This window comes from Pseudomonas sp. TE3895, from assembly GCF_056278855.1.
The window spans coordinates 1,698,141-1,712,486 of sequence record NZ_JBWBQE010000001.1; the positions used below are offsets into that span (position 1 = coordinate 1,698,141).

Annotated in this window: 14 protein-coding genes and 1 tRNA gene; 6 read left to right on the forward strand and 9 right to left on the reverse strand. The window is 62.3% G+C overall.

Annotated features, from left to right (window positions below):
- The first annotated feature begins 32 nt into the window (after positions 1-32).
- From ACZ889_RS07680 to ACZ889_RS07695, 4 genes are read left to right on the forward strand one after another with little or no spacing between them, the layout of a single operon-like run.
- Positions 33-1,130, forward strand: coding sequence for an AI-2E family transporter (locus ACZ889_RS07680; protein WP_180688854.1), 1,098 nt, complete (start codon positions 33-35; stop codon positions 1,128-1,130).
- 3 nt (positions 1,131-1,133) lie between these two features.
- Complete coding sequence (locus ACZ889_RS07685; protein ID WP_180688853.1) at positions 1,134-2,648, forward strand: efflux transporter outer membrane subunit; 1,515 nt, start codon at positions 1,134-1,136, stop codon at positions 2,646-2,648.
- A complete protein-coding gene (locus tag ACZ889_RS07690) occupies positions 2,645-3,742 on the forward strand; it encodes an HlyD family secretion protein (protein ID WP_003247419.1) in 1,098 nt (365 codons plus the stop codon). Before ACZ889_RS07685 ends, ACZ889_RS07690 begins: the two co-directional genes overlap by 4 nt.
- Positions 3,732-4,754 carry a DUF2955 domain-containing protein gene (locus tag ACZ889_RS07695; RefSeq protein WP_070096306.1) on the forward strand — a complete coding sequence of 341 codons (1,023 nt, stop codon included), beginning with the start codon at positions 3,732-3,734 and terminating at the stop codon, positions 4,752-4,754. The genes ACZ889_RS07690 and ACZ889_RS07695 overlap by 11 nt, the downstream gene beginning before the upstream one ends.
- A gap of 19 nt (positions 4,755-4,773) precedes the next feature.
- Here ACZ889_RS07695 and ACZ889_RS07700 read toward each other — a convergent pair whose 3' ends face one another.
- A complete protein-coding gene (locus ACZ889_RS07700; RefSeq protein WP_180688852.1) occupies positions 4,774-6,486 on the reverse strand; it encodes a SulP family inorganic anion transporter in 1,713 nt (570 codons plus the stop codon).
- Between the two features lie 38 nt (positions 6,487-6,524).
- Positions 6,525-7,448, reverse strand: coding sequence for a LysR family transcriptional regulator (locus tag ACZ889_RS07705; RefSeq protein ID WP_004575690.1), 924 nt, complete (start codon positions 7,446-7,448; stop codon positions 6,525-6,527).
- A 116-nt stretch (positions 7,449-7,564) separates the two neighbouring features.
- Here ACZ889_RS07705 and ACZ889_RS07710 point away from each other — a divergent pair, with 116 nt between their 5' ends.
- Positions 7,565-8,413, forward strand: coding sequence for a type 1 glutamine amidotransferase domain-containing protein (locus ACZ889_RS07710; RefSeq protein ID WP_476257283.1), 849 nt, complete (start codon positions 7,565-7,567; stop codon positions 8,411-8,413).
- 15 nt (positions 8,414-8,428) lie between these two features.
- Entirely contained in the window at positions 8,429-9,151 is a 723-nt protein-coding gene (locus tag ACZ889_RS07715; protein ID WP_121782850.1) for an SDR family oxidoreductase, read from the forward strand.
- Between the two features lie 123 nt (positions 9,152-9,274).
- On the opposite strand, the gene ychF is transcribed toward ACZ889_RS07715, so the two are convergent.
- From ychF to lolB, 7 genes are all read right to left on the reverse strand, one after another.
- Positions 9,275-10,375, reverse strand: coding sequence for a redox-regulated ATPase YchF (gene ychF, locus ACZ889_RS07720; protein ID WP_003247414.1), 1,101 nt, complete (start codon positions 10,373-10,375; stop codon positions 9,275-9,277).
- 24 nt (positions 10,376-10,399) lie between these two features.
- Entirely contained in the window at positions 10,400-10,984 is a 585-nt protein-coding gene (gene pth / locus ACZ889_RS07725; RefSeq protein ID WP_003247413.1) for an aminoacyl-tRNA hydrolase, read from the reverse strand.
- A gap of 79 nt (positions 10,985-11,063) precedes the next feature.
- Entirely contained in the window at positions 11,064-11,657 is a 594-nt protein-coding gene (locus ACZ889_RS07730) for a 50S ribosomal protein L25/general stress protein Ctc (protein WP_003247411.1), read from the reverse strand.
- 118 nt (positions 11,658-11,775) lie between these two features.
- Positions 11,776-12,717: a ribose-phosphate pyrophosphokinase gene (locus tag ACZ889_RS07735; protein WP_003247410.1), complete on the reverse strand. Its 942-nt coding sequence runs from the start codon at positions 12,715-12,717 to the stop codon at positions 11,776-11,778.
- A gap of 48 nt (positions 12,718-12,765) precedes the next feature.
- Positions 12,766-12,840, reverse strand: a tRNA-Gln gene (locus ACZ889_RS07740).
- A gap of 20 nt (positions 12,841-12,860) precedes the next feature.
- Complete coding sequence (ispE, locus tag ACZ889_RS07745) at positions 12,861-13,721, reverse strand: 4-(cytidine 5'-diphospho)-2-C-methyl-D-erythritol kinase (protein ID WP_019750445.1); 861 nt, start codon at positions 13,719-13,721, stop codon at positions 12,861-12,863.
- A gap of 4 nt (positions 13,722-13,725) precedes the next feature.
- Complete coding sequence (lolB, locus tag ACZ889_RS07750; RefSeq protein ID WP_003247402.1) at positions 13,726-14,343, reverse strand: lipoprotein insertase outer membrane protein LolB; 618 nt, start codon at positions 14,341-14,343, stop codon at positions 13,726-13,728.
- Positions 14,344-14,346 lie beyond the last annotated feature (3 nt).

A 14,346-nucleotide genomic window follows, 5' to 3' on the forward strand; every position in this document is an offset into this window, starting at 1 on the left:
TTGCTGGCGCATTGAATGTTCGGAGGTGAAGCATGCAGCCGGGTATCAAGCTGGACAGCGCCCTGTCGCGGGGCCTGCTCGATGTGCTCATCAAGGCAGGGCTGGTGGCCGTCTTGGTGACCTTCGCCTTTCAGGTATTCCAGCCGTTCCTGGAGTTGATGCTCTGGGCGGTGATTCTGGCGGTCACCCTGTACCCGTTGCATTGCCGCATCCAGCGCCGCACCGGGCTCAAGCAAGGTTATGCGGCGACGCTGGTGGTGCTGTTGGTACTGGTGGTGCTGCTGGTGCCGATTTACCTGGTGGTAATGTCCATCGGCGAATCGGTAGACAGCCTGGTGACGTTGCTCAAGAGCGGGGCCTGGAGCGTGCCGGCACCCCCTGACTCCGTGGCGGCCTGGCCACTGATCGGGCCTAAGGTACATGCGCTATGGTTGGCGGCCTCCGAGAACATGGCCAGTGTGCTGAACCAGTGGATGCCCCAGATCAAGAGCGCCGGGCGCACGGCGTTAGGCGCTGCGGCCAGCGTTGGAGGCGCTTTCCTGTTGTTCATCGGGGCGGTCATCATTTGCGGGGTCATCATGGCCTTCGGTGATCGCGGTGAAATCGCCGCCCAGCGTATCGCCATACGGGTGTCAGGCGAAGAACGCGGTAAACCCTTGGCCAAGCTGTGCACCGCCACCATTCGCGCGGTGGCGCAAGGGGTAATCGGCATTGCCTTCATCCAGATGTTGCTGATCGGTGTCGGCTTTGTCGTCAAAGGGGTTCCCGGTGCCGGGATGCTGGCCATCGTCATCCTCATACTGGGCATTGCACAGGCCCCGGCGACGCTGGTGACCTTGCCGGTGATCATTTATGTGTTCAACGCCGAAGGCTTCACGGTGGCGACCATCATTTTTGCCATTTACACCTTCGTCGCCGGCCTTGCCGACAACGTGCTCAAGCCGCTGCTGCTGGGGCGCGGGGTTGATGTACCGATGCCGGTGGTACTGATCGGGGCATTGGGCGGCATGGTGGTCAAAGGCATCATCGGCTTGTTCATCGGCCCGGTAATCCTCGGCGTGACGTACGTGCTGTTCTGGCAATGGGTTGCGCTGCAGGTGCCGGAGCAACCGGCACCCCCTGCCGCCTGAGCCATGCCCAACCGCTGCTATGGCCTGGGGCTGCTGATGGTGCTGGCCGGTTGCACTCAGGTTGGTCCGGATTTCGAGAAGCCCCAAGCGCCGTGGCTGGACGGCTGGAGCACGCCCATGATCGAGCAGGCAGGGCGCAGCGCGGCGGCGCCCGACCTGCGTCAGTGGTGGGCGGTGTTTGCCGACTCGACCCTGGACGCGCTGATAGCCGAGGCCGATGCCAACAACACCAACCTGCGCGTGGCTGGCCTGCGTATCGCTGAAGCTCGTGCCCAGTTGGCCATCGTGCAGACCGGGCGTTATCCGCAGCTGCAGCAACTGAGTGCGCAGAGCCTGTACCTGAAGCAGAATCAGTCTGGTACGCCTTCGGCCCGTGATTCGGTGTTCTGGCAATCCAGCGTGGGCTTCGACATCGGCTGGGAAATTGACTTCTGGGGCCGCTTCAGTCGCGCCATCGAAAGCGCCGATGCCGTCTACTTCGCCTCCCAGGCCAACTACGCCGATGCCATGCTGCTGCTGCGTGCGCAAGTGGCCGACACCTACTTTGCCCTGCGTACCGCCGAGGCGCGGCTGGCGATCGCACAAGAGAACGCCAAGCGCCAGGCGCGTAGCCTGGAGATCACCGAGCGGTTGTTCCGCCACGGTGAAAATGACGAACTCGACTGGCAGCAGGCGCGTACTCAATACCTGGCGACCCAGGCCACCATTCCCGAGTTCGAGAACCAGCTCAATGCCCTGCGCAATGTGCTGTGTTCGCTGCTCGGCCGCCCGCCTGGGCCGCTGCCGCAGCTGGCGGCCGGCCATGGCCAACTGCCCTTGCCAGACCGGGCAGTGTTGCAGGATGTACCGGCCAGCCTGCTGCAGCGCCGCCCGGACATCCGTGCCGCCGAGCAGGCAGTGGCGGCGCAGTCGGCGCTGGTCGGGGTGGCCGAGGCCGATCTTTATCCACAGCTGAGCTTGCTTGGCAGTATCGGCTGGACCTTTTTATCGGCCAATCATCTGCCCGACACCTTCGACCTGGCGGCTGGCCCAAGCCTGATCTGGAACCCGTTCGACTATGGCCGGCGCAAGAACACCGTACGCGTGGAAGATGCCCGCTTGCAGCAACTGATCGAGTTGTACCACCAGGGCGTGCGCGAAGCCGCCCGTGAGGCCGACGATGCTGCCAGCGGGCTGGTGCGTTCGCTGCAGAGTGCAACCATTCGCGACCAGGCCTCTCAGGCTGCGCAGCGCTCGCTGAATCTGGCCAGCTCGCAATACCGCGAAGGCTTCGCTGATTTTCAACGGGTGCTCGATGCTCAGCAACTGCTGTTGCAGCAACAGGACGGTTACCTGGTCAGCCGTGGCAACGCGGTCAGCAGCCTGGTGATTTTGTACAAGGCCCTGGGTGGTGGTTGGGACGCCAGCCGCGCGCCGCTCGACCCGGCCACCCGTCAGCAAATGCAGCAACGCACCGACTGGGGCGAATTGCTCGACGAGCCAGCCCCCTCCGCGCATGCACAAGGTGAAACCGAATGAGTGACGCCACGCCCACGCCGCCCCCGTCAGCCCCGGATCGCGGCATGCGCTGGGTGCTGCTGCTGATTGCCGTCAGCCTGCTCTGGTACTTGCTGGCTGACCGCTATACGCCGTACACCCAGCAAGCTCGCCTGCAGGCTTACGTGGTCCCGGTGGCCGCCGAAGTGGCCGGGCAGATCAAGCGTGTGGCCGTAGGCAACAACCAGGAGGTGCGCCAGGGCGATGTGCTGTTCGAACTCGATCAGGAGCAGTACCGCATTGCCTTGGCCCGCGCCGAAGCCGACCTCGATACCGTGCGCCGGCAGATCGGCGCCAGTACCGCCGGCATCGATTCGGCGCAGGCAGCGCTGGTGGCAGCCCAGGCCAACGAACGCAAGGCGCGGCAGGACGCCGAGCGCCTCAAACGGCTGATTGACGAGGACCCCGGTACGGTGTCGGTGCGCCGCCTGGAAGGCGCCCAGGCCACCCGCGACCAGGCCATCAGCCAAGTGGCGGCAGCCCGCGCAGAGGTAGAGCGCGCCCGTGAGCAGCAGGGCGGGGCACAGGAAGACAACGCCCAGCTGCGCAGTGCTGCGGCCAATGTGGAAAAGGCCCGCCTGGACCTTGCCCGTACCGTGGTGCGTGCCGACGCGAACGGTTTGATCACCGACCTGCGCACAGACGTTGGCCACTATGTCGGGGCGGGCAGCCCGATGATGACCCTGATCAGTATCCATGATGTGTGGATAAGTGCCGACATGACCGAGAACAACCTCGGTCGCTTGCGCCCTGAAACCCCGGTGCTGGTGGTGCTCGATGCGCTGCCGGGCACCGTGTTGAAAGGGCGTATCCGCAGCATTGGCTATGGCGTGAGCGTGGGCCAGAGCACGCCGCCGGGTACGCTGCCGACCGTGCAGAATAGCCGCGAGTGGCTGCGTTCGGCGCAGCGCTTTCCGGTGATTGTCCAGCTGGAGCGCGACCAGCTTCAGGACAAGACCGTGCTGCGGGTCGGTGGTCAGGCCGAGGTCATGGCCCTGCCCAGCGAAGGCAACCCACTGAACCTGCTGGGCCGGTTGTTCATGTGGCTGATGAGCTGGCTGTCGTATGCCTATTGAATGGCGCCGCTTGCGGGCGCTGCGCCTGGCCTGGGGTGTGGCGTTGTGCCTGGCGGTGAGCTTTGGTATCGGCTTGCCGGTGCCGATCCTGGCGCCGGTGTTTGCGGTGCTGTTACTGGCCATGCGCAGTCAGCCATTGCCGCTGCGTGCGGCACCGGCCCTGGCGTTACTGGTGCTGCTCGCTTGCGGCAGCGGGTTGCTGCTGATTCCGCTGTTGCGCCATGCTCCGTTGGCCGGGGTGTTACTGGTCGGGGTGGGTGTTTTCCTGACCTTGCGCTATGCACTGAAGGGCGGCAACGGCCTGCTAGCCAACCTGCTGGTGGTCGGCCTGACCATGATCGCCGCTGCCGGCACCAGTGACTTCACCCTGGCATTGTCGGTGGTCGAAGCGCTGGCCAAAGGCATGCTGCTGGCAGTGCTGGGCACGTCAGTGGCGCACAGGTTGTTCCCCGAACCTGCCAATGCGCCAGCACCGCCGGTGCCGCCGCTGCTGGGCAGCGAGCATGTCAGCTGGGTGGCGCTGCGTGCCACGTTGATCGTGATGCCGGCCTTTCTGCTGGCATTGATCGCTCCTGACCAGTACATGCCGTTGATCATGAAGGCCGTGAGTGTGGGGCAACAAGCAGGCGAAACCCGCGCGCGGCACGCCAGCCGGGAGCTGATCGGTTCAACCTTGCTTGCCGGGGTGTTGGCGATAGCGCTGTGGGTAGCGCTGAGCCTGTTCGTTCACCTGTGGATGTTCTTCTTGTGGGTACTGCTGTTCGCCCTTTGGCAGGCTCGGCGCCTGTACCAGGCGGTGCCGAGCCGGCAGAGCCCGGCGTACTGGGTCAGTTGCCTGACGACCCTGTTGATCTTGCTGGGGCAGTCGGTGCAGGACAGTGCAGGTGGGCAGGATGTGTACAAGGCATTTGCGGTGCGTATGGCGCTGTTTCTGGCGGTGTCGGTGTATGCCAGCGCCATGTTGATCTGGATTGACCGGCTTCGGAGTCGGCGCGGGCTTCTTCGCAGTTAAGCCCGCTCCCCCAGGCCATTCAGGGCTGCCAATCAACCCCACTCTCTTCCAGATAGGCATCCACCGCTGCGCCCACCGTTGGATGAAAGGCCTTCTCCCCCATATGCTCGAACAACTCGAACTGCCGCATCTTGTCCTTCACCGGGTCCTTCATTTCGGCGAACTGCAACTCCACCCCCCGCGCCTCCAATGCCCGGTCCAGCTCGGCCAGCATGTCCGCCGAAGTGATATCGATACTGGTCACAGGCTCAGCGGCAATTACCACCCGCTGTACCGGCGTTGGCGACGCGTCTACCGCCGCCATCACTGTGTTCTGGAACTGCTCGGCGTTGGCAAAGAACAACGGCGCGTCCCAGCGCAGCAGCACCAGCCCTGGAATACGCCGGGCCTGTGGATAACGCTGCATGTCATGGTAACCGCGCAGCCCATCCGCCCGGCCAAGCACCGCGTGGTGCGGCCGCCAGCCGTCCCACAGGAACTCGATCACCGACACCACCACGGCAATGCAGATACCGGGAATGGCGCCGAACACTGCCACGCCGACAAAGCAGGTGAACGACAGCCAGAACTCCCACTGCTGCATGCGGAAGATACGCTTGAGGTCGGCAAACTCGAACAGCCCCAGTGCAGCGGCAATCACCACCGCAGCCAAAGCGCTGTTGGGCAGGTGCTGCATCAGATTGGGCGCTACCAGCAGCAACAGGGTTACCGCCAGGGCGCCGATGATGCCGGTGAGCTGGGTCTGCGAGCCGGCAGCTTCGGCCACTGGGGTGCGCGACGAACTGCTGCTGATCGGTATGCCCTGGAACAGCCCCGAGGCCAGGTTGGCCACGCCCAGGCCGAACATTTCCTGGTTGGGGTTTACCCGCATCTTGAGGCGCGCGGCATAGGAGCGTGACAGTACACTGGTGTCGGCGAACGACACCAGCGCCACTGCGATCCCGCCCAGTAGCACCTCGACCAGGTCAATGTCGCTGACCCAGGGGAAGACGAAGCCGGGCAGGCCCTGGGGCAATTGCCCGAGTACCTTGACGCCCATCTGATCGAGGTTGAACACGCTCACTGCCAGCGTCGCCAGTACCACGGCGATCAGGATGCCCGGCAGGCGCTTGAACGGTTTGAGCAGCAGAATCAGCGCCAGGCTACCGGCACCCACGACAAAGCTTGGCCAGTGCCCTTGGCCGGCGTATAGCGCCTGGCCCAAGTACCAAAGGTCGCGCAAGGGCCCTTCGCTGTCGACTTTGATGCCGAACAGCTTGGGCAACTGGCTGATCAATACGGTCAGGGCGATGCCGTTCATGTACCCATAGCGGATGGGCTTGGACAGCAACTCGGTGATAAAGCCCAGGCGCAGCAGCCCGGCAATCACACAGAACGCCCCGGCGACCAGGGCCATCATGCTGGCGATGGCGATCGCCCGCTGCGGGTCGCTGGCCGCGTATTGCACCACCACCGCCAGGATAGGCGCGGCCAGCGCCGAGTCCGGGCCCAGCACCAGGATACGGCTGGGACCGAACAGGGCATAGGCCAGCAGAGGGATGATGGTGGCGTACAGGCCATAGATGCCGGGGACGCCGGAAGCCTCGGCGTAGGCGATGCCCACAGGCACCAGCATGGTGGTGAGCACCAGGCCGGCGGCGATGTCCTTGGGTAGCCAGGCTGCCTTGTAGTGGAGCAGGGTGACCAGGCCGGGTAACCAGCGTTGCCAGTCGAAACGAGTGGGGTGGGGCATGGTGTCGGCTCTGGGCGAGAAGGGCGCTGAACCTCAGCTTAGATGCTGGGATCGAGTGCCGCTTTGCGGCCCGTTGTCATCAAAGAATCGATCAATGCCCTGCTGGCCCCCGACAGCTGGCGATGTGGCGGATAGATGACCGAGAAGGGCCGTCGGGCCCCCTCGTAATCCTCCAGCAAGCGCACCAACCGGCCCCGCTGCAGGCGTTCTGCGACTATGAACTCGTAGGTCTGGCAGATCCCGACACCTTGCTCGGCCAGTGAGATGCACCCCAGCACATCGTCCGCCACCACCGGATTTCCCTGCGGAACGAAGAGCAGTTCCTCCTCTCCTTGACGGAACTGCCAAACGCCTGGCCTGCCATTGCTGGGCATGATGAAAGGCAGGCAGTTGTGTCCGGCCAGTTCCGCCAGTGATTGCGGCCTGCCGGCACGCGCGAGGTAAGCTGGCGCGGCCACCAGGCATAGTCGAGCCTCCTCTAGCCGACGCGCCACCAGGCTACTGTCCGGCAGGTCGCCAAGGCGAATAGCCAGGTCATACCCTTCGGCCACCAGGTCGACATTACGATTGGTGATGTTCAATTCGACCTGCACTTTCGGATAGCGCAGGGCGAAGGCTGCCAGCATGGCCGGCAATCGGTGATGCCCATAAGTGGTCGGCGCGCTCAGGCGCACACGGCCCTGTACTTCGCCATGGCCGCTCAGGGCTTGCTCTGCGCTGGCGATCTGCTGGAACGCAGCGCGCGCCTGCTCGACGTATTCCAGGCCACTGTCGGTGAGGCTCAAGCGACGCGTGGTGCGGCGTAGTAACTGCACCCCCAGGTGCAACTCAAGCCGCGAAATGGCCCGACTAACCACCGACGGGGTGGTGGCCAAGGCCACTGCTGCCGCACTGAGCGAGCCACGTTCGACCACTTCCAGCAGCGCCTCGACATCCCCCAGGTGACCAAACCGTCGCGCCATTTTGTTCTCCAAAGCAAAAATGCTTTTCTACAGGCCCAATTTATCGCTTGTCTGATCGCCAATAAAGTGTCGGTCAGTGCACGGCATCCCGCCTGTGCCTGAATGGAGGGAATGCTATGCGCACTTACCAACGACTGACCCTGGCTGCTGTCATAGGCAGCGCGAGTCTGGGCGCTCATGCGGCGAACGTCCTTGTGGTGCTGTCTGACGAGAGCCATCTGGAGCTACGCGACGGCAAGGCATTTGCAACCGGTTTCTACCTCAACGAACTGCTGGAACCAACCAAAACGCTGCTGGACGCAGGCCATCACGTAACCTTCGCTACTCCCCTCGGTCGCGCGCCGACGTTGGACCGCAGCTCGGCCGCGGCCCAGTACTTCGGCAACGATCCGAAGCAACTGGAGCAATATCAGGCGCTGCTGGATCAGCTGCAGCTTACTTCTGCGAAGCATTCGCCAGTGATCAGCCTGTCCCGCGTGGAGCAGATTGGTTATGGCAACTTCGATGCAGTCTATGTGCCTGGCGGCCACGCCCCGATGCAAGACCTGCTCGCCGACCCGGCGCTGGGGCGTCTGCTTCGCGCTTTCCACGCCGAGGGTAAAACCACCGCGCTGGTTTGCCACGGTCCCATTGCTCTGCTCTCGGCGCTGGAACGGCCGCAGAAGCTGATCCAGGCACTGGAGAGCGGGAACCGGACAGCAACGCCCGAAGACTGGATTTATGCCGGCTATCGCATGACAGTCATCAGCAATCAGGAAGAAGAACAGGCCAAGGGCCTGCTCGGCGGAGGGCAGATGAAGTTCTATCCGCAGACCGCCCTGGAGCGCGCCGGCGGGCAGTATCAGAGCAACCCATCGCCGTGGGCGCCTAATGTTGTCATCGACCGCGAATTGATCACTGGGCAGAACCCGGCGTCAGCGGCCCAGGTGGGCCAAGCCATATTGCATCGTCTGCAGAAACACTAACGGTAGAGACATACCATGACGCAACGTACTTTTCTTGTTACAGGAGCCAGCAAAGGCATCGGCCGGGCAATCTCCGAGCAACTGGTGGAGGAGGGCCATCAAGTCGTTGGTATCGCCCGCCAGGCTGCGGATGCCAGCTTCCCCGGCGAACTGATCGCCACCGACTTGAGCGACTCAGAGCGTTTGATTGCGACACTGGCCGACTTGACCAACCGCTATGCATTCGACGGCTTGGTAAACAATGTGGGCCTGGTCCGTCCCCAGCCACTGGGCGAAATTGACCTGGCAAGCTTCGACGAAGTAATGCGGGTCAACCTGCATCCCGCGCTGCAGGCGACCCAAGCGCTGCTGCCAGGGATGCGCGAGCGCTGCTGGGGCCGCGTGGTGAATATCTCCAGCCTGACCGTGCTCGGCATTCGCCAGCGCACTGCTTACGCCGCTGCAAAGGCAGCGCTGGTCAGCTTCACTCGCAGTTGGGCGCTGGAACTGGCCCAGACAGGAATCACGGTTAATGCAGTTGCTCCAGGGCCGATCGAGACCGAACTGTTCCGCAGTGGTAACCCGGTAGGCAGTGCAGGCGAAGCCGCCTATATCGACGGCGTGCCGATGGGGCGGCTCGGGCAGCCACACGAGGTCGCTTCGGCAGTGACCTTCCTGCTCGGGGATCGCAGTGCTTTCATTACCGGGCAGACAATCTACGTAGATGGTGGCGCCTCTATCGGTCGCAGCGGTCTTTGATGACTGGGGGCAGGCGGCTACCCATGGGAATACGGTAGAACGAATGTTCCCACCCTGCATCCCAGAAAAACAAAACCCCTGAGGTGCAGACCTCAAGGGTTTGTAGTTACAGCAGGCTAACGCTTAGACGTTGAAGCGGAAGTGCATCACGTCGCCGTCTTTGACGATGTAATCCTTGCCTTCCAGACGCCACTTACCGGCTTCCTTGGCACCCGCTTCACCCTTGAACTGGATGAAGTCGTCATAGGCCACCACTTCAGCGCGGATGAAGCCTTTTTCGAAGTCGGTGTGGATAACGCCGGCTGCCTGCGGGGCAGTGGCTCCGACGCGAACGGTCCAGGCGCGTACTTCCTGCACGCCGGCAGTGAAGTAGGTCTGCAGGTTCAGCAGCTCGTAACCGGCGCGGATCACGCGGTTCAGGCCAGGCTCTTCCAGGCCCAGGGCCTCGAGGAACATGTCCTTCTCTTCACCGTCTTCCAGCTCGGCGATTTCTGCTTCGATCTTGTTGCACACCGGCACCACGACCGCGCCTTCTTCCTCGGCAATGGCCTTGACCACGTCCAGGTGCGGGTTGTTGTCGAAGCCGTCTTCGGCCACGTTGGCGATGTACATCACCGGTTTGCTGGTCAGCAAGTGGAAGCCACGGATGACGGCCTTTTCGTCGTCAGCCATGTGCTTCATCAGGCTGCGCGCAGGCTTGCCTTCGGTAAAGTGCGGGATCAGCTTTTCCAGAATGGCCTTTTGCGCCAAGGCATCCTTGTCGCCGCCCTTGGCGTTGCGCGCTACCTTCTGCAGTTGCTTTTCGCAGCTGTCGAGGTCGGCGAAGATCAGTTCGAGGTCGATGATCTCGATGTCACGCTTGGGGTCGACGCTGTTGGAAACGTGGATCACGTTCTCGTCTTCGAAGCAGCGCACCACGTGGGCAATGGCGTCGGTCTCGCGGATGTTGGCGAGGAACTTGTTGCCCAGGCCTTCGCCTTTCGAGGCACCGGCAACCAGGCCGGCGATGTCGACGAATTCCATGGTGGTCGGCAGGATGCGGTTTGGCTTGACGATTTCAGCCAGCGCAGCCAGGCGAGCGTCGGGCATAGGCACGATGCCGCTGTTCGGCTCGATGGTGCAGAAAGGGAAATTCTCCGCCGCGATGCCAGACTTGGTCAGGGCGTTGAACAGGGTGGACTTGCCGACGTTGGGCAGGCCGACGATGCCGCAATTGAAACCCATGGGTATTCCCCTCTCTAAAGGAAATCAGGCCTTCTGGCTGTGCAGCTCGCGCATCGCCTTGGCGAAATCGCCGGCAAGCACGTCCGGCAGCACGCCGAGGGCAAAATCGATGCTGGCGTCGAGCTTCTCCTGCTCGGCGCGCGGCGCGCGGCCCAGGACGAAGTTGGATACCAGTTTGGCGTCACCCGGGTGGCCGATGCCAAGCCGCAGGCGGTGGAAGTCGTTCTGGTTGCCGAGCTGCGCGATGATGTCGCGCAGGCCGTTGTGCCCACCATGGCCGCCGCCGCGCTTGAGCTTGGCAACGCCCGGGGGCAGATCGAGTTCGTCGTGTGCCACCAGTATCGCTTCCGGCTTGATGCGGAAGAAATTGGCCAAGGCCGCTACGGACTGGCCGCTGCGGTTCATGTAGGTGGTGGGGATCAACAAACGAACGTCGTTGCCCTGATGGCTGAATTTAGCCGTCAGGCCGAAATACTTTTTGTCAGCGGTCAGCGAAACACGCTGGGCGCTGGCAAGGCGTTCAACGAAAAGAGCCCCTGCGTTATGCCGGGTCTGTTCGTATTCGGGGCCGGGGTTACCCAGGCCAACGATCAACTGGATGGCGGTCACGTCAGGGGCTCTTCCTTGGAGTTGGTGGGTTACAGTGCGCGCGGCACTGTAACCCGATCAACGCCGGCGTGCGAGTGGATTACTCGGCAGCGCCTTCTGCTTCTGGAGCAACGCGTGGAGCGTGAACGTTGGCAACAGCTTTGTCATCACCGTGGGCCAGAGCAACGAACTCTACGCCTTTCGGAGCTTTCAGGTCCGACAGGTGGATGATGGTGCCGATTTCGGCGTTGCCCAGGTCAACTTCGATGAACTCAGGCAGGTCTTTGGCTTCGCAGGAAACTTCGATCTCGGACTCAACGTGGGAGATCTCGCCGCCTTTCTTGACCGGGGCTTCTTCGTTGATGAAGTGAACCGGAACCTTGGCGGTCAGCTTCTGGCCAGCAACGACGCGAACGAAGTCAGCGTGCATGATGAACTGCTTGGCTGGGTGGCGCTGCATGGCCTTGATGATGACGTTCTGCTTAACACCGTCAACGTTCAGTTCGATAACGTGGCTGAAGGCAGCTTCGTTTTCGAACAGCTTGGTGATTTCCTTGGCCAGGATGGTCAGGGATTGAGCTTCTTTATCACCACCGTAGACAACGGCTGGGATGCTCAGCGAGTGACGCAGGCGGCGGCTCGCACCTTTCCCCAGGTCAGTACGCGCTTGGGCGTTCAGAATAAAATCAGTCATTTTGTTTCTCCAAAATAGCCCCCCGAGGGCGTTTGCGACCAGCGCCAACGGGGATGGCAAAAAAGCCCCGCCCCAACACAGGTTGGGGCGGGGCGCTTCACATCAACACGTGTCCCGCTTAGCGGAACATCGCGCTGATCGATTCTTCGTTGCTGATGCGGCGTACCGCTTCAGCGACAACCGGTGCGATATCCAGCTGGCGGATACGATCACAGGCTTGAGCAGCGGCGGACAGCGGAACGGTGTTGGTCACCACCAGCTCGTCCAGTACCGACTTCTCGATGTTCTCGATGGCGCGGCCCGACAGGACAGGGTGCGTGCAGTAGGCGTAAACCTTGGCAGCGCCGTGTTCTTTCAGGGCTTTGGCCGCGTGGCACAGGGTGCCGGCGGTGTCGACCATGTCGTCTACCAGGATGCAGGTGCGCCCTTCGACGTCGCCGATGATGTGCATAACCTCGGAGTGGTTAGCCTTTTCGCGGCGTTTGTCGATGATACCCAGATCGACGCCCAGGGACTTGGCGACAGCGCGTGCGCGCACGACACCACCGATGTCCGGGGAGACGATCATCAGGTTCTCGAAACGCTGGTCTTCGATATCGTCAACCAGTACGGGCGAGCCGTAGATGTTGTCGACGGGGATATCGAAGAAGCCTTGGATCTGGTCAGCGTGCAGGTCGACGGTGAGTACACGGTCGATACCTACGACAGTGAGCATGTCAGCAACAACTTTGGCGCTGATGGCTACACGTGCCGAACGCGGACGGCGGTCCTGGCGGGCATATCCGAAGTAGGGAATCACGGCGGTGATTCGGGATGCTGAGGAGCGGCGGAAGGCGTCGGCCATCACTACCAGTTCCATCAGGTTATCGTTGGTCGGGGCGCAGGTCGGCTGAATAATGAAAACGTCTTTACCGCGAACATTTTCATTGATCTCAGTACTGATCTCGCCGTCGGAGAATTTACCGACAGAGACGTCACCGAGAGGGATATGCAGCTGACGTACGACACGCCGAGCCAGATCGGGGTTAGCGTTCCCCGTAAAGACCATCATCTTGGACACGCGCAGTACCTGAAGGCTGAGGGTATACCTGGATGAGTATAAGGAAAATGGCAGGGGCGGCTGGATTCGAACCAACGCATGGCAGGATCAAAACCTGCTGCCTTACCGCTTGGCGACGCCCCTGTATCTGTTGCTGCGAACGCTCATGCGCTCGACTTCTTGACCAGACTTTGCAGCTTGCGATGCAACATCGAAATATTGCTTCCTTTCGCCACAAACCCTGTTTGGGTCGCTGAAAGAAGGGCCAGAACTTTATCAGCTTCGGCTTTGCTTGGGAAGGCCCCAAACACACAACTTCCAGTGCCGGTTAGTCGAGCCTCAGTGAATTTCCCTAGTGAATTCAACGCATTGCGAACTTCAGGGTAATTCTGCTCTACCACCGGTTGGCAGTCATTTCGACTGTTTCCCTCGGGAACGGGGCGCATCTTAAGGGGGAGAGAATCACGTGTCAACTGTGGATGTGAAAAAATTTCTACTGTACTGACAGACACTTGCGGCACCAGCACGACATACCAGGGTTCGATCGGGTCGACCGGGGTCAGTTGTTCGCCTACGCCTTGCGCGAATGCTGCGTGGCCGCGTACGAACACCGGCACATCGGCGCCCAGGCTCAGGCCCAGTGCGGCCAGGCGGTCTTCGTCCCAGTCCAGTTGCCACAGGTGGGCCAGGGCCAGCAGGGTGGTCGCGGCGTCTGAGCTGCCACCGCCGATACCTCCGCCCATGGGCAGTACCTTGGTCAGCCAGATGTCGGCGCCAAGCGTGGTGCCCGATTGTGCTTGCAACATGCGCGCGGCCCGTACGATCAGGTTGCTGTCGTGGGGGACGGCCTCGATCTCGGTGTGCAAGCGGATCACGCCATCGTCACGCAGGGCAAAACTCAGTTCGTCGCCATGGTCTAGAAACTGAAACACCGTTTCCAGTTCGTGGTAACCGTCTGCGCGGCGGCCGATGATGTGCAGCCACAGGTTGAGCTTGGCCGGGGCGGGCAGGGTGAGCTTTTGCATGCGATCAATGCCCCAGCTGGCGCGGCTGCCAGTCCTTGACCACCAGGGTCACGTCCAGGTCTTTGCCGTGCAGCTTCAGGCGCTCGGGCAACCAGTAGCCGTTCTGTTCGGTGTAGCTCAGGTACTGCACCTGCCAGCCATCCTGGTCGAGGCTGGCCAGGCGGCTGTCGCCATCCAGGGTCAGCTTGCTCTTGCTGTCGGGGGCGGGCAGGCCGCGCACCCACCAGACCAGGTGCGAAACCGGCAGTTGCCAGCCCAGTTGCTCTTCCAGCAGCGCTTCTGGGCTGGTGGCTTCGTAGCGGCCCTGGTTGGCCACTTCCAGCACCACGCCACCCGGGCGGCCGGTAAGGCGTGCGGCGCCACGGCCCAGCGGGCCGGCCAGGCGAATGTCGTAATAGTCCTGACGTTGCAGCCAGAACAGCGTGCCGCTGCCGGAATCGCGCGGGGCACGGATACCGACCTTGCCGTTGATCTGCCAGCCATCGAGGCTGCTCAGCTGCGCTTTGTGGGCGCGCCACTGCTGCGGGTCGCCGTGGCCCTGCAGGGCCTCGCGGCTACCGAAGCCGGCACAGCCGGCCAGCAGGGCGATCATGGTAAAGGTGATGCAATGGCGCAGGAACATGGC

Coding starts and splice junctions, on each gene's coding strand:
- ACZ889_RS07680 (WP_180688854.1), top strand. CDS start 33: ATGCAGCCGGGTATCAAGCTGGACAGCGCCCTGTCGCGGGGCCTGCTC.
- ACZ889_RS07685 (WP_180688853.1), top strand. CDS start 1,134: ATGCCCAACCGCTGCTATGGCCTGGGGCTGCTGATGGTGCTGGCCGGT.
- ACZ889_RS07690 (WP_003247419.1), top strand. CDS start 2,645: ATGAGTGACGCCACGCCCACGCCGCCCCCGTCAGCCCCGGATCGCGGC.
- ACZ889_RS07695 (WP_070096306.1), top strand. CDS start 3,732: ATGCCTATTGAATGGCGCCGCTTGCGGGCGCTGCGCCTGGCCTGGGGT.
- ACZ889_RS07700 (WP_180688852.1), bottom strand. CDS start 6,486: ATGCCCCACCCCACTCGTTTCGACTGGCAACGCTGGTTACCCGGCCTG.
- ACZ889_RS07705 (WP_004575690.1), bottom strand. CDS start 7,448: ATGGCGCGACGGTTTGGTCACCTGGGGGATGTCGAGGCGCTGCTGGAA.
- ACZ889_RS07710 (WP_476257283.1), top strand. CDS start 7,565: ATGCGCACTTACCAACGACTGACCCTGGCTGCTGTCATAGGCAGCGCG.
- ACZ889_RS07715 (WP_121782850.1), top strand. CDS start 8,429: ATGACGCAACGTACTTTTCTTGTTACAGGAGCCAGCAAAGGCATCGGC.
- ychF (WP_003247414.1), bottom strand. CDS start 10,375: ATGGGTTTCAATTGCGGCATCGTCGGCCTGCCCAACGTCGGCAAGTCC.
- ACZ889_RS07730 (WP_003247411.1), bottom strand. CDS start 11,657: ATGACTGATTTTATTCTGAACGCCCAAGCGCGTACTGACCTGGGGAAA.
- ispE (WP_019750445.1), bottom strand. CDS start 13,721: ATGCAAAAGCTCACCCTGCCCGCCCCGGCCAAGCTCAACCTGTGGCTG.
- lolB (WP_003247402.1), bottom strand. CDS start 14,343: ATGTTCCTGCGCCATTGCATCACCTTTACCATGATCGCCCTGCTGGCC.